This window comes from Streptomyces luteireticuli, assembly GCF_041519305.1.
GTDB lineage: Bacteria > Actinomycetota > Actinomycetes > Streptomycetales > Streptomycetaceae > Streptomyces > Streptomyces luteireticuli.
This window is the reverse complement of record NZ_CP167927.1, coordinates 2,978,770-2,990,958: the sequence shown is the minus strand read 5'-3', so window position 1 is coordinate 2,990,958 and position 12,189 is coordinate 2,978,770. Positions and strand designations below refer to the sequence as shown.

The window sequence follows — 12,189 nt, the reverse complement described above, 5'->3', positions numbered from 1 at the left end:
GAGTTCACGCAGACCCCAGTTCCCCAGGCGAGTACGTCAGCCGCCGGTGGTGCGGTGACGAGCTGTGCGCTCAAGCCGCCCGAGATGGACGGCCTGGGTGACACCCATTCCCCAGAAGCAGGCCGAAGCCCAAGTCGGTAGCACCTGCGCGTCGGATCCGTCCGTCAACATCTGGATCAGCACGACGGCGATGACCCCGGGCAGCAGCGCCAAGGCGTCTGTGAATGCCTCCAGGCGGGCCAAGCGGCTGCGCACTCCTCGGTGCGTGAGATACGCGTCCAGGCCCAGTGTCGCTGTGCAGAACACTGCAACGCCCGTCCATAACCACCAGTTCACAGGAAACACCCCTTCTGCTGCTGCGCTCTCCGCCATGATGGCAGAGGTGCGGGCTGTGTTAGTCGCAGCCGTTGCTGTAGACGCCCGGGATGAAGATGCCGGCGGCGAACTTGACCTTCAGGCAGTAGCCGTCGGAGCGTGCTTCGCTGGCCTTGGCGGTGACCAGTGAGGCGTTGATCGCGTACAGCGCGTTCAGGGGCGGCGGCAGCATGGTCGTGGATATGGCTGCGGTCGCTCCGTAGATGCTGATGTTCTTCGTCTCGGACTTGGTGAAGTATGCGGTGCCGGTGACGTTGCCCCAGGTGATCTTGGGGTCGGCCACGACGGGGAAGGCCGTGTTCTTGTTGGTCTCGATGTGCTGGGTGAGTGTGTTGCCCTCGAGCTTGTAGCTGGTGGCGACGGGTTTGCCGTTCGCGTCCTTGGCCCAGGGAGCCTCGATGGCGCCGACCATGACGCTCTGGCCGCCCTGGGTGGTGCGGGAGAGGTGGTATCCGCCGTCGGCGTCGGGGATGACCAGGGCGCCCTCGGGGAGGTTGAGGGCGAAGCGCTGGTCGGTGGAAGCTGCCGAGTCCTTGAGGGTGACCAGGGTGCGGGCGCCGCCGTCGGTGGTGGGCTGAACAGCGAGGTCGGTGGACCGGGCGACGCCGGAGTAAACCACGGTGCCGGCACCGGCCTTGACGCCGGTAACGCTCTTGGCGTTCTCCAACTGCAGGCCCAGGGAGGTCCCGTCCGCTGCGGCCGCCTTCACCTGTCCGGCGGAAGACGCGGGGGCGGTGACGGTGATGCGGCCCGCTTCGGTGCTGGTGGTGGCCTGAGCCGCCGCTCCCGCGGACGAAGTGGAGGAGGCAACGTCGCTGGTTCCGCTCGCCTTCTCCACGACGGAGACAGCCCGCGCGGTGTCGTTGGGGGTGCCGTCGGCGAAGGCCGGCGTTGCCGAACCCACCAGGGCTATGGCGGCCGCGAGAGACGCGGCGGACATCACGCTGCTGAGAGCAGATCTACGAACCGTGCGCACAAGCCACTCCAAGAATCGAGACGACGACCTGGGCCGGCAGAAGGCGCGGCCCGGCCTGCGTTAGCGATCAAGAAACTAGGTGGTGGGTGCAATCGATCCAAGCGCTGCACTTCAGTACAGGCCACTTGAAGCCCTCTGTTTACGCGAGCAATCAGGCCAACAGACCCGGAACTCTCACCCCGGACGTGCGTGCCGGCGCTTTCGGCGGCCGGGCAACCCGCTATTTCGTCAATGGAGTTGCGCGACCTGATCAACTCGGGCCGGAAGCTTACCGCTTGACAAGGTTGAATACGGAAAGAGATGGGAAGGCGACCGAAAGTAACCGCATGGCCAGGAACGTGCCCTTGCCGTGCTCTGCTCAGCCGCCTAAATCGAGGTCCGGACCTTGAGTAGCGATGGGTGACACTTCGGACAGCACACCCCACATCCGGCCGACGGCAACCGTGATACCTGAGGACCGCGATCCCGAAACAGGGGTGCGAGCACGTCGAGGAGTGGTGATATCGGGTCAGTAGCGGGCACGGGGGATGAGGTCGACGATGGACTCACGGCTGCCCTGGGGCCGCTGGCGGCCCGCCAGCAGCTATGCCTCACGTAGCGACGTTAGTCATTGCGCGGGAGCATCCAACTACTCATAGGATGGACGGGCGCTGGGCGACCCTCAGTCCTGTGCGGATACCGGTGATCGTTGAGGGACCCGCGGTGGCTGGCCGCGCGGCACATGCCAACAAGAGGCGCGGGGGCGAAGGCACCGCCGTGTCCGATCCCTTGTCCGCCGACCAGTTCATCGCCGCTCTCCGCGCCGAGGGCGTGACCGTCGTCGAGGTCGGCGACTGGCGCAACCACAACCGCAACCACAAGGGCGCCTGGGGCCCGGTGAACGGCGTGGTCATCCACCACACCGCCTCCAGCGGCACCCGCGACACCGTCGACTACTGCTACGACGGCGACGAGGAGCTGCCCGGCCCGCTCTGCCACGGCGTGATCGACAAGGAGGGCACCGTCCACCTCGTCGGCAACGGCCGCACCAACCACGCCGGCAAGGGCGACGCCGCCGTGCTCGACGCCGTGATCCAGGAATCGGCCCTCCCCCGCGCGACGGTGCAGAACACCGACGGCAACGTCCGCTTCTACGGCTTCGAGTGCATCAACGAGGGCGATGGCAAGGACCCCTGGCCGGCCGCCCAGCTGGAGGCCATCGAGCGCGTCTCGGCCGCCGTCTGCCGTGCGCACGGCTGGGGTTCGGGCTCGGTCATCGGCCACAAGGAGTGGTCGATCGAGAAGATAGACCCGGTCGGCTTCGGCATGGACGGCATGAGGAAACGGATCGCCAAGCGTCTTGGCAGTGGTCCTTCGCCCTGCAACGAGCCCTTCCCGGGATCCGAATTCTTCCGCGCAGCCCCACGATCCGCCGTCATCGCTGCGATGGGCCGTCGCCTTGTGGAGGAGGGCTGCTCGGCGTACTTGGACGGCCCGGGACCCCGCTGGACCGACGCCGATCGGCAGTCGTACGCCAAGTGGCAGCGCAAGTTGGGATTCAGCGGCTCCGATGCCGACGGCTGGCCCGGCAAGGCGTCCTGGGACGCGCTCAGGGTCCCCACCTCCTGACCCCCTACATCACCGAAGGAACAGCTATGAGCACCATCCGCGGCATCGACATCTCGTCCTACCAGTCGTCCGCCTACTCCACCGACGGCCTCGACTTCGTCTTCATCAAGGCCACCGAGGGCCGTTCCTACGTCAACCCGCGCATGGAGGACCAGGCCGCCCGGGCCCGCCGCGCCGGACTCGTCGTCGGCTTCTACCACTTCCTGCACCCCGGCAACCTCGACGCCCAGGCGCAGTTCTTCGTCGAGCGCTGCGACTCCGCCGAGGGCGACATCCTCGCCGTGGACTGGGAGACCACCGGATCCGGCACCGCCTCCGGCACGGAGAAGGACGCCTTCATCCGCAAGGTCAAAGCCCTGCGCCCGGGCCACAAGGTGATCCTCTACTGCAACCGCGACTTCTGGCGGAACCGCGACTCCACCTCCTACGCCGGGGACGGGCTGTGGATCGCCGACTACGTGGACGCCGGCGCGCCGAAGATCGAAGCCGACTGGCTGATCCACCAGTTCACCGACGACCCGGTCGACACCAACATCGCCGACTTCCCCTCCCGGGACGCGATGCGCGCCTGGGCTGCCGGTGGTGGCGCACCTGTACCTCGGCCGGCGCCACAGCCGACCGCGTACGAGCCGTTCCCTGGCGCCGCATATTTCAAGGACTCTCCCTCGTCTCCCGTCGTCACGGCGATGGGCCGTCGACTCGTTGCCGAGGGCTGCTCCGCGTACGCCGACGGCCCGGGTCCCCGCTGGACCGACGCCGACCGGCAGTCGTACGCCAAGTGGCAACGGAAACTGGGTTTCAGCGGTTCTGATGCCGACGGTTGGCCCGGCAAGACGTCCTGGGACGCCCTCAAGGTCCCGCACCCCTCCTGAAAGGCTGCGCCCATGTCCGAGGCCGCCAAGCACACCCTGCGCACCGTCCTCCAGACCACCATCGCGATCGCGGTGACCCTTCCCGCCATCGTCGACGCCTCCGGTATCCCGTCCAGTCTGCCGTGGGTCGCCGGAGCGCTGGCTGTGGCGGGTGGTCTCGCCCGCGTCATGGCACTCCCCTCAGTCCAGGCTCTGCTTCCCCGGTGGCTGCGCACCGGGATCTCTGCGGAGCGAGAACCCCATGAGTGAACCGCTGCCGACGCCACCCACCGCCGTCGCGCTGGAACTGGAGCGCCTGCGCGGCACGATGGAAGCGGGGTTCGCCCGTGTGGACGGGGCTTTGGCTCTCCTCGTCCAGCGCAGCGACCAGACGGACCGTCAAATGGCTGATCATGAGGCAAGGTTGGATGCCCTCGAACGCGGCAGGTGGCCGCTGGCGAGCCTGGCCGCGCTCACCGGAGTCGTCGCCTGTGTCATCACGCTCTGGCAAACGGTGGGGCGTTGAGACCTGGAAGGTGCACGTGACAGAGCCCCGGGCAGAGTGCGAGTCAGATCCCGGGGCGCTGCTCCACAGAGTGGAAAGAGGGCAGCAGCATACACGGGCCCTGTAGCGGCGAGGGTAAGGCGTAAGACACCGTTTTTCTTTGGTGCCGGTGATGGCTTGGTCCTCTGCCGGCGTTCGGGTGTCAACCACGGAGGGCAAGCTCCCCGCCTGGCGGCGGCTCAGGTAATCGCAGGGCGCCGGCCGCAAACGCATCTGGCACAAGGAGCGGTTGAGGGCCGCACCCCGGGTTGGGGTGCGGCGCGCGGCGCATGTGCTTACAAGGTCCAGCCTCCGTACGGCACGGTGATCAGCTCCATGGCATGGCCCGCCGGGTCCATGAAGTACACCCCGCGGCCACCGTCGTTGTGGTTGATCGCCCCGGGCTGTTGCCGGTGCGGGTCGGCGTAGTGCTCGATGCCGCGTTCGCTGATCCGCGCGTACGCCGCGTCGAACTCCTCCTCGGAGACCAGGAAGGCGTAGTGCTGCATGGCGATGTGGTCCGCGGGGATCGTGGCGAAGTCCAGCGTGACGCCGTTGCTCAGGCCGACCGCGATGAACGGGCCCCACTCCGCGGTGATCTCAAGGCCCAGCAGGTCCGCGAAGAACTGGGCGGACTCCCGGTTGTCCCAGGCGTGGACGATCGTGTGGTTCAACTCAACTGACAAGGAATGCCTCCGAAGGCATCTCCCGACACCTCCATGCCTCACCCAGCCGGTGATCGACACGCGATGTCCCGGTAGATTCTACCGTTCTGCCCGGGATGCTTTGAGGCTGTCCGAGCGGAGAAGAAGGCCAAGAAGGCGATCAAGCGCGGGCTTGGGTAGCTGGGAGCGCTCAAGGGCGCACAGCCACACCCTCAGCAGGGCCCCAGCATCGGGAGCCTGCCGTCGGGCGCAACCCGAGCGCCGATCAAAGAAAGCGATGGTCGGCCTCCGGAAGGCACCGACTACACTTGATTCATCAAGTGAGTTTTATCGGCGCGGGTGGAGGCAGTGATGACCGAGAGGCGATTTCCCTACCTGTTGGGGCACGGGGAAATCTCGAAGCTCTACGGCGTCGAGAGGCAGACGAGCCAGCTGTGGAAGACGCGTGAACTACTGCCGCAGCCTGACGTGACCATCTCCGGCAATCCGTACTGGCTCCTGCCTACCGTTCTGGGTATCGCCAAGAAGGGCGAACGGGACGTCCTGCCGGCCCAGCTCAAGCAGTACAAGCAGGGCATTCGTGGTGGCTTCGTTGCCGACAGTCCGGCAGACATGCCCGACGTCATCGGGCTCCACGAGGTGGCATGGCTGGTCGGCAAGGGGTACATGGACGTCTACCAGTGGCGGGTGCGCAAGTCCCTCGCTACCGAGGATGCACTGGTCTCCGGATCGCCGCTGTGGCTCCTGGACACGGTGCTGGCAGACGCCGAGGAGCGGGGACGTGAAATCTTGCCGGACGCTGTGAAGCGGATTAAGGCCGGCGAGCGCGAGCCGATCAAGCCGCGAGGGCGAAAGAAGGCGGAGCCGGCCCAGGGGAAGCAGAAGCCTCTGGCGCCGCTTCCGGAGGCGAAGTCCTTCTCCGCTCCGGTCTCGGTGACCGACGATGCTGTCGCCGAGGTTTCGGACTTCGTCCGAGAGCTGTTCGAGGCCGGGCACGCCGTTACGGTCCGGCCGAAGCGCCGGTAGCGGGCGCGGTCGCCGCCGTTGCGGCCACCGGCCCCGTCCTGTCGTTCAAGGCTGGCGGCAGGACGGACTCCCGCCCGCGGTGAGCTCACCTGCCACTGCCTCCACCGCCCGGCGAGGAGGGCGGGGCTGTGTGTCGTTCGCGGGCCGCACCCTCTAAGGTGGCGCACATGTGTTGAGGCAATGCGTGGACATGTGGGGGTGTGGGATATGTATCGACAGCCTGAGTTGCCCTTCGGCTTCGAGGGGGAGGAGGGGCCGTCTCGTGCGCGCAGACGCCGTCCCTCGCTGAGGTCGTCGAGGGTGCGCTTCGATGCCTTCCATTCCGACCATCCGTGGGTCCTCGATGCCCTGGAGGGGCTGGCGGCCGAGTGGGTGGCGTCTGGGCGGGGGCGCATCGGTGTGAAGGCGCTTTTCGAGCAGTTGCGTTGGGATGGTCTGGCCGAGGCTGGCGAGCGGCCTTTCCGGCTCGACAACAGCTTCACGAGTCACTACGCGCGGATCTTGAGGGAGCTTCATCCGGAATGGGCGGACCTGATCGAGGTCCGGCGGCTGCGCTCCGTGCGATAAAAAACACTTGACGTCACGTCTGTTGTGAAATAGATTTATGGCATCGATTCATCCCTCTCACATGTGTCGAGGCGGATGAATGTCCGGTGACACCCACAAGAAAGGGGAGGTGGAGTGACCGAAGCAGCGAGCGAGCTCGCAATCGGCGAAGACCAGACGGGCTTTACCGATGAGCAGGTCAGAGTGCTCCAGATCATGTATCCGCATCTACAGACCGTCACCTCGGCGCAGATGAAGGTGTTCTTTCACCAATGCCAGCTGACGCAACTCGACCCCTTCGCCCAGCAGATCTACATGATCCGCCGACGCGAGAAGGGGGAGACGCGGTGGACCGTGCAGACGGGCATCGCCGGGTATCGCCTCACGGCCCGACGGGCCGTCACCCGCGCAGGGGAGGACCTGACCTACGAGGACCCCGTCTGGTACGACGTCGACGGGCGCGAACATGCGGTCTGGCTCAAGGAGGAGCCCCCCGCGGCCTGCCGAGTCGTGGTCTGGCGCGGAGCGTCCCGGTACCCCGGGGTGGCCCACTGGCGTGAGTACGCCCCCTTCGTCTACTCCTATGAGCTGGACCGGCTAGAACTCGACCCCATGTGGGCCCGCATGCCTGCCAACCAGATCCGCAAGGTGGCAGAGGCTGCGGCGCTGCGCATGGCATGCCCAGCAGACTTGTCCGGGATCCGCATCGCCGAGGAGATGCAGAGCCAGGACCGGCGGGAAGAGCGCGAGCGCGTCGACGAAGCGGCCGGTGCTCTGCGCCGTGAGCAGGAATCGCATTCGGCGGAGCAGCCCACGGAAGCCTCGGCAACTCAGGGCGACGCGCCGCCGGACCCAGCGGCCGAGCTGGACGAGGCTCGGCGTCGTGTACGCGCCCTCGCCGAGCAGAAGGGCGTCAGCTTCGCGGACGTCACGGACGCCTGCGTCAAGCGGTTCAACGTCGCCTTCCAGGATGCCGATGTACCGCAACTGGTCTGCCTGGAGGAGGATTTGACCTCTGGCTCCACAGTGTCCGCTGAGGAGGCGCGCGAAGCCGCCCCGGAGTCAACGGCGCCGTCCCGCAAACAGGCCGCGCCCCGCACGGCGGCCAGAGGCGGCCGAACGGCAGCCAAGAGCGGCACCAGGAAGCGGACGGCGGCCAAGCGGACACCCCGCAAGCCGCCTGCCACCCAGGCCGATTCCTCCTCGGATCCCCGCGAGTAGACCCGGCCGCTGGGGGAGGGGAGCCTTCGCCCAGCAGAATGAGAGTGCGAGATCTCATGAGTGTCACCAACGCGGCCGACGCCGCGATCGACGTGCCGGACCTCTGGGCAGCAGCTCACCGCGCTGACCGCATGCGTCCCCGATCACGTCAACGACTGCTCGGCCCTTCCTCCATCGGCCTGTGCCGACGCCGGGCCGGCTACGAGTACCACGGCACCTGGCCCACCGACCTGGACGACTCCGCGCGCGCCGCGATCCTGGGAACCTGGCTCCACGAGGGCATCCTTCCCATCCTGGAATCCGCCTACGGCGCCTACACGGAGCTGGAGGTCACCAACGACGTCCTTCTCGGGCACGTGGACGCGTACTGGCCGCCGGAGTCGCTGGCGGCAACGCTGCGTCGGCCTTCGCCCTACGCGTGTCCTGTCGGGGTGGTGGAGGACGTCAAGACGAGCTCCGCTCATGCCCTGCGGCGGCTGGAGCGACAGGGGCCCGGTGACCCGCACTTGTTCCAGGTGCACCTCTACGCGTACCTCTTGCGCACCGGCAGCCTCCACTCCCACCCGCACTTGCCCACCGGCGTTCCCCTGCCTGTGGACGTGGTGAGGCTGCGCTACGTCGGCCGCGAGTACGGCCAGGTCGTCGTCCATCAGCAGCCGTACGACGAAGCGATCACCGACAGGGCACTGGCATGGGCCGGTGAAGTGCTGGCCAGTCGCCAGCCGGATGATCTCCCCCGTGACCTGGACGGCCCTGGCCTCAGCGTGATCTGCGACAACTGCCCGTTCAAGTCGCGGTGTTGGCGTCTGGATGAACGCCCCGATGGGGAACCGCCCCAGGTCATCCTGGCGGACGATCACGACTCCCTGGTGTCCGCCGTCGCGGATTACGCCGAGGCATCAGCTATGGCTGCCCCGTTCCGACGGCGCATGGCCAAGGCGCGCAAGGTCCTGGATTCCGCCGAACCGGGCGCGTATGGCGACTACCAACTGTCGTGGTCCGGGGGCACCCCGAAACTGCCCCAGCCGGACGTCGAGGCGATGACGAAGATTCTCCAGAACCTCGGGCTGTCCGTCCCCACGGTCCCGGGCGGCCGTACGGCGCGACAGATTTCCATCACGAAGGCAACGGCGGACCTCTGAGCAGCGGACCCGACAGCCGGGGCCTGCCACCCGCAGGCCCCGGCGACTTTCCGCACTCCGCCCGCCTCGTCGCCGGCCCCGGGGGGCGACCACCTCGAGCCCGTGCAGCAGCACCGCCGGCAGATCCCATCACCGTTCCGGAGACCTGGACGGCCCCAGCGCGATCGGAAGGAAGAGCGTGACCACCCCTGCCCCTGAACCAGTAGACCTGGCGCCGTACCGTGAGGCCATCCGCCTCCGGGTGGCTGAGTGCTGGCCCCGCATGATCCACGACGATGTCGCAGGCAGCATCGCCACGGAGGCCCTGAAAGCCGTAGAAGCCACCATGCAGCAGCTCGCCCACCGCCTGTGCGAGAGCCCCACGACAGCCGAACCGTCCGACGGTCCCACTGCTTTGTCGCCCGACGACGAGAGCCTGCATCTCCCGTGGAGTGGTGACGCCGACGACGTCCCGGGCACACGGAGCGAGCAGTGACCGAGACCTGGAGTCCGGCCAAGGCCCGGATGATGTCGAGCCGCGTCTACTTCTGCCTGGACAGCACCGACACCTGCGACGGCGGCATCGACCTGGTCGCCGTGGAACGGGCGGTCGCCGGAGAATTGCCGCTACCGAGGCTGACGCCGGAGGAGCAGCGGCGAGCCGCGCTGGTCCTGACACGCCTCGGGGCCAGCATCCGGGTAACCGCCGAACGGCTCGGCCTGGAGCAGCGCATCGTCACGCGGTGGCGGGCGTCGTGGAGGGCAGCCAGGTGAGCATTGAGGCCATGGCCTGGGCATTCCGGCAGGACATCGAGAAGCCAGGCGCCAAGCTGGTCCTGCTGGCGCTGTGCGATCACGCCGACGAAGCCTGGTCCTGCTACCCAGGACAGAAGCTGCTGGCCCGTAAGACCAGCCAGGGCGAGCGCACCGTGAGACGCCACTTGGAGTGGCTGGAGGAACAGGGATTCCTCACCAGGAAACCGCGGTTCAAAGTGGGACGCCGGACCAGCGACCGGTACTGGATCCTCAAGAACCGCGACTCGGCCGACGACCCGGCGGCAGGGCCCGACCGGGGGAGCGGGGGTGATACCCCTCCTCGGCCGGCGCCCAAGCACCGGAAAAGGCCCCGGGCGGAGCCGACGGCCAATATGGCCGCAGGCCAGGCTGGCCACCAGCCAGAACAACACGACGTACCGGCCAAATTGGCCGCGCATGAACCGTCAGGGAATCACCAGGTAGAAGACCCCCAACCCCCGTCGTCACGTGAGGCATCGACGGGAGGCTGTGCCGCGCATCCGGAGAAGAAGGCGGCGTCGTGCCGTGCGTGTGGGACCAACCCGCGGGCGATGAGGGCCGGCGCCACGCGGCCCTCCTCCGTGGACCGAGGGCGGCAGGACACCGCTGTGCTGCTGCAGGAGCTGCGGGACCGGGGGAGCAAGGCTCGTCAGCAGTGGGAAAGCGGGGCCCTCGATGGCCAGAGGGAGGCTGCGCGCGAAGCCGCCCGCAGCGCACGCACCCATGATATATAAAACTTGACGCAAGATCGCGTGCTTGATATATTTATATCAGCACGAAATGCCCCACCCTCAATCGATGGCAAGGAGTTGCTCGTGAATCACTCATTCAGGACCGTTAGGCAGGTAGCCAACGACGCCTTCCGCCTTGAGGGCCGGGCCGCCGGAGAGCGGTGCAGTGCGGCCATGCGCCTCACACGCGAGCTCACCCGGGCGCTCTCCCGCGCCGCCTCTGAGTGCACGGGCTCGCCTGTCGACCGGCAGGGCGTTCTGTCCTGGCTCGGCCCCGAGGGCAGCGCGGCCCTCGTCGGCGCCGCCATCACCGTCAAGATCGACACCCCCTCGGGGAGCGCTCATGCGGCCGCGCATTGTCCGAACGTGAACGTCTGGGAAGTGGTCAACGTCGCCCTCCGTCCCGAAGGCGATGTGACGGCAGAGCGCTGCGATGAGGTCTACCGCTTCGCCACTGAACTCGCTCAGGCGTTCGCTTCCGCGTTCGCCGAGTGCACGGGGGTGTCCGTCACCAAGCGCCACATCTGGTGGTGGCTCGGCCCCCAGGCGAGCGGCGCCCTGGTCGGAGCGGCCCTCACCGCGAAGGCCGGCGCCCCCTTCTGATCGGCCCCGCGCTCTCATTTGGGCGCGACATGTGTTCAGACAAAAGCCTGCCTGTTCCGTAATACCAGCTTCTCAGAGTGCGAGGAGTCCTTCACGTGACCACCACCAGCCTGATCGCCCGCATAGTCCACGAAGCCCAAGGCGGCACCCGCCACATCCTCCGCTCCGACCTCACGGACCGCCACCGCCGACTCGTCCTGCGCGGCCTGGACCACGACGACGAGTGGACCTTCGCCCTCGCCCAGGGACACCGCTTCTGGCGCCTGGAGCACATCAGCACCCGACACGGCATCGCCTCCGTGCCCCGGACCCTCGGCAAGCGGCTCTCCGCACGCCTCAACAACCTCTACGACCAGCCCCGCGTCCGCTAACAACCGGTCCCGGCCCCTGCCCCAGGGGCCGGACCTCACCACCCAAGGAAGCCATGCCCACCCGATCACAGCGCGAAGCAGATCTCTACTCCGAGGCCAACTGGCACGGCATCTCCGCCGAACACGTGGACGCGGCCATCGCCTTGCTGCGCCACGAGATCCATGTGGAGCGCGCGGTCTGCGCCAAGGTCCACGGCACGCCTCTGACAGCGGACCAGTGGAAGGCCGAACACCCCGCCCTCTTCGAAGTCAGAGCCTTCGAGGCCGGGAGACGGATCAAGAGCCTCCACCTGGGCCGCCTCCTCATCGACCACGCCGACGCCCTCGACCTCACCCCCCTCGACGACGAACGCCCTGCGGAATGCACGGCCGTCCCGCTCGGCCTCTCCGACATCACCAGCCCCGCCTACCACCTCGAAACCAACGGCCCCAACGGCTACGCGCACTCCGACCAGTCAGGGGCCTTCGTGCGAGCGGCGGTCGTCGTCGCTCTCCGGCACGGCGGAGCCGCCAGCATCGAACCGCTCACCCAAGTCGTGGCCATCAGCGACGGTGCGGTGCCACACATCCGACTGGCGCACCCCAAGCCACACATCACGCGCCCGACCTGCGCCAGATGCGGCCAGTGGGCCACCGAGCACCAGCAAGCAGGAAACCACACTGCGTGCAACGCCTTCGAAACCAAGAGCGGCTCCCGGCTCGGCACTTGAACGCTCCGAGCCCGGCTGACCGAGCCGTCGGCCCGGCATCTCACCC

The 12,189-nt window shown here is 67.5% G+C and carries 17 protein-coding genes and 1 pseudogene; 15 read left to right on the top strand and 3 right to left on the bottom strand.

Features of this window, described 5'->3' with window-relative positions:
* Positions 1-36: 36 nt before the first annotated feature.
* Together AB8735_RS13035 and AB8735_RS13030 are read right to left on the bottom strand one after the other, a co-directional pair.
* On the bottom strand, positions 37-372 hold the full coding sequence (locus AB8735_RS13035; protein ID WP_372407394.1) for a hypothetical protein: 336 nt from the start codon (positions 370-372) through the stop codon (positions 37-39).
* Positions 373-394: 22 nt separating this feature from the next.
* A complete protein-coding gene (locus AB8735_RS13030) occupies positions 395-1,315 on the bottom strand; it encodes a hypothetical protein (RefSeq protein WP_372407393.1) in 921 nt (306 codons plus the stop codon).
* Between the two features lie 792 nt (positions 1,316-2,107).
* Between AB8735_RS13030 and AB8735_RS13025 the strand changes: the two genes are divergently transcribed.
* From AB8735_RS13025 to AB8735_RS13005, 5 genes and pseudogenes are all read left to right on the top strand, one after another.
* Positions 2,108-2,959 (top strand): peptidoglycan-binding protein, encoded by an 852-nt coding sequence (locus AB8735_RS13025; RefSeq protein WP_372407391.1) that lies wholly within the window; start codon positions 2,108-2,110, stop codon positions 2,957-2,959.
* Between the two features lie 26 nt (positions 2,960-2,985).
* Positions 2,986-3,534 (top strand): annotated as a pseudogene (locus AB8735_RS13020) (glycoside hydrolase family 25 protein); the annotation flags it as partial.
* The gene (locus AB8735_RS13015) at positions 3,520-3,831 is read left to right on the top strand and encodes a peptidoglycan-binding protein (protein WP_372411836.1); all 312 of its coding nucleotides are present in this window, start codon (positions 3,520-3,522) and stop codon (positions 3,829-3,831) included. The pseudogene AB8735_RS13020 and the gene AB8735_RS13015, both read left to right, overlap by 15 nt.
* A gap of 12 nt (positions 3,832-3,843) precedes the next feature.
* Positions 3,844-4,080, top strand: coding sequence for a hypothetical protein (locus AB8735_RS13010; RefSeq protein WP_372407390.1), 237 nt, complete (start codon positions 3,844-3,846; stop codon positions 4,078-4,080).
* Positions 4,073-4,336, top strand: a complete 264-nt coding sequence (locus tag AB8735_RS13005) for a hypothetical protein (protein WP_372407388.1) — start codon at positions 4,073-4,075, stop codon at positions 4,334-4,336. The genes AB8735_RS13010 and AB8735_RS13005 overlap by 8 nt, the downstream gene beginning before the upstream one ends.
* Before the next feature lie 314 nt (positions 4,337-4,650).
* On the opposite strand, the gene AB8735_RS13000 is transcribed toward AB8735_RS13005, so the two are convergent.
* Positions 4,651-5,040, bottom strand: a complete 390-nt coding sequence (locus AB8735_RS13000) for a VOC family protein (RefSeq protein ID WP_372407386.1) — start codon at positions 5,038-5,040, stop codon at positions 4,651-4,653.
* A gap of 330 nt (positions 5,041-5,370) precedes the next feature.
* Here AB8735_RS13000 and AB8735_RS12995 point away from each other — a divergent pair, with 330 nt between their 5' ends.
* The 10 genes from AB8735_RS12995 (at position 5,371) to AB8735_RS12950 (ending at position 12,143) form a co-directional block, all read left to right on the top strand.
* Positions 5,371-6,045 carry a hypothetical protein gene (locus AB8735_RS12995; RefSeq protein ID WP_372407385.1) on the top strand — a complete coding sequence of 225 codons (675 nt, stop codon included), beginning with the start codon at positions 5,371-5,373 and terminating at the stop codon, positions 6,043-6,045.
* A gap of 300 nt (positions 6,046-6,345) precedes the next feature.
* On the top strand, positions 6,346-6,612 hold the full coding sequence (locus AB8735_RS12990) for a hypothetical protein (protein ID WP_372407383.1): 267 nt from the start codon (positions 6,346-6,348) through the stop codon (positions 6,610-6,612).
* 114 nt (positions 6,613-6,726) lie between these two features.
* The gene (locus AB8735_RS12985; RefSeq protein WP_372407381.1) at positions 6,727-7,812 is read left to right on the top strand and encodes a recombinase RecT; all 1,086 of its coding nucleotides are present in this window, start codon (positions 6,727-6,729) and stop codon (positions 7,810-7,812) included.
* Between the two features lie 56 nt (positions 7,813-7,868).
* Positions 7,869-8,954 (top strand): hypothetical protein, encoded by a 1,086-nt coding sequence (locus tag AB8735_RS12980; protein WP_372407378.1) that lies wholly within the window; start codon positions 7,869-7,871, stop codon positions 8,952-8,954.
* Positions 8,955-9,132: 178 nt separating this feature from the next.
* Positions 9,133-9,429: a hypothetical protein gene (locus AB8735_RS12975; protein WP_372407377.1), complete on the top strand. Its 297-nt coding sequence runs from the start codon at positions 9,133-9,135 to the stop codon at positions 9,427-9,429.
* On the top strand, positions 9,426-9,707 hold the full coding sequence (locus AB8735_RS12970; protein ID WP_372407374.1) for a hypothetical protein: 282 nt from the start codon (positions 9,426-9,428) through the stop codon (positions 9,705-9,707). The genes AB8735_RS12975 and AB8735_RS12970 overlap by 4 nt, the downstream gene beginning before the upstream one ends.
* An 11-nt stretch (positions 9,708-9,718) precedes the next feature.
* Complete coding sequence (locus tag AB8735_RS12965; protein WP_372411835.1) at positions 9,719-10,462, top strand: helix-turn-helix domain-containing protein; 744 nt, start codon at positions 9,719-9,721, stop codon at positions 10,460-10,462.
* Positions 10,463-10,633: 171 nt separating this feature from the next.
* On the top strand, positions 10,634-11,062 hold the full coding sequence (locus AB8735_RS12960; protein ID WP_372407373.1) for a hypothetical protein: 429 nt from the start codon (positions 10,634-10,636) through the stop codon (positions 11,060-11,062).
* A gap of 95 nt (positions 11,063-11,157) precedes the next feature.
* Positions 11,158-11,433, top strand: a complete 276-nt coding sequence (locus AB8735_RS12955; RefSeq protein ID WP_372407370.1) for a hypothetical protein — start codon at positions 11,158-11,160, stop codon at positions 11,431-11,433.
* Between the two features lie 53 nt (positions 11,434-11,486).
* A complete protein-coding gene (locus AB8735_RS12950) occupies positions 11,487-12,143 on the top strand; it encodes a hypothetical protein (RefSeq protein WP_372407368.1) in 657 nt (218 codons plus the stop codon).
* The last annotated feature ends 46 nt before the right edge of the window (positions 12,144-12,189 follow it).

Bases quoted from the DNA above. Each gene is read 5' to 3' on its own strand.
- AB8735_RS13035 (WP_372407394.1), bottom strand. From the start codon at position 372: ATGGCGGAGAGCGCAGCAGCAGAAGGGGTGTTTCCTGTGAACTGGTGG.
- AB8735_RS13030 (WP_372407393.1), bottom strand. From the start codon at position 1,315: ATGTCCGCCGCGTCTCTCGCGGCCGCCATAGCCCTGGTGGGTTCGGCA.
- AB8735_RS13015 (WP_372411836.1), top strand. From the start codon at position 3,520: ATGCGCGCCTGGGCTGCCGGTGGTGGCGCACCTGTACCTCGGCCGGCG.
- AB8735_RS13010 (WP_372407390.1), top strand. From the start codon at position 3,844: ATGTCCGAGGCCGCCAAGCACACCCTGCGCACCGTCCTCCAGACCACC.
- AB8735_RS13005 (WP_372407388.1), top strand. From the start codon at position 4,073: ATGAGTGAACCGCTGCCGACGCCACCCACCGCCGTCGCGCTGGAACTG.
- AB8735_RS12995 (WP_372407385.1), top strand. From the start codon at position 5,371: ATGACCGAGAGGCGATTTCCCTACCTGTTGGGGCACGGGGAAATCTCG.
- AB8735_RS12980 (WP_372407378.1), top strand. From the start codon at position 7,869: ATGAGTGTCACCAACGCGGCCGACGCCGCGATCGACGTGCCGGACCTC.
- AB8735_RS12965 (WP_372411835.1), top strand. From the start codon at position 9,719: ATGGCCTGGGCATTCCGGCAGGACATCGAGAAGCCAGGCGCCAAGCTG.
- AB8735_RS12960 (WP_372407373.1), top strand. From the start codon at position 10,634: ATGCGCCTCACACGCGAGCTCACCCGGGCGCTCTCCCGCGCCGCCTCT.
- AB8735_RS12950 (WP_372407368.1), top strand. From the start codon at position 11,487: ATGCCCACCCGATCACAGCGCGAAGCAGATCTCTACTCCGAGGCCAAC.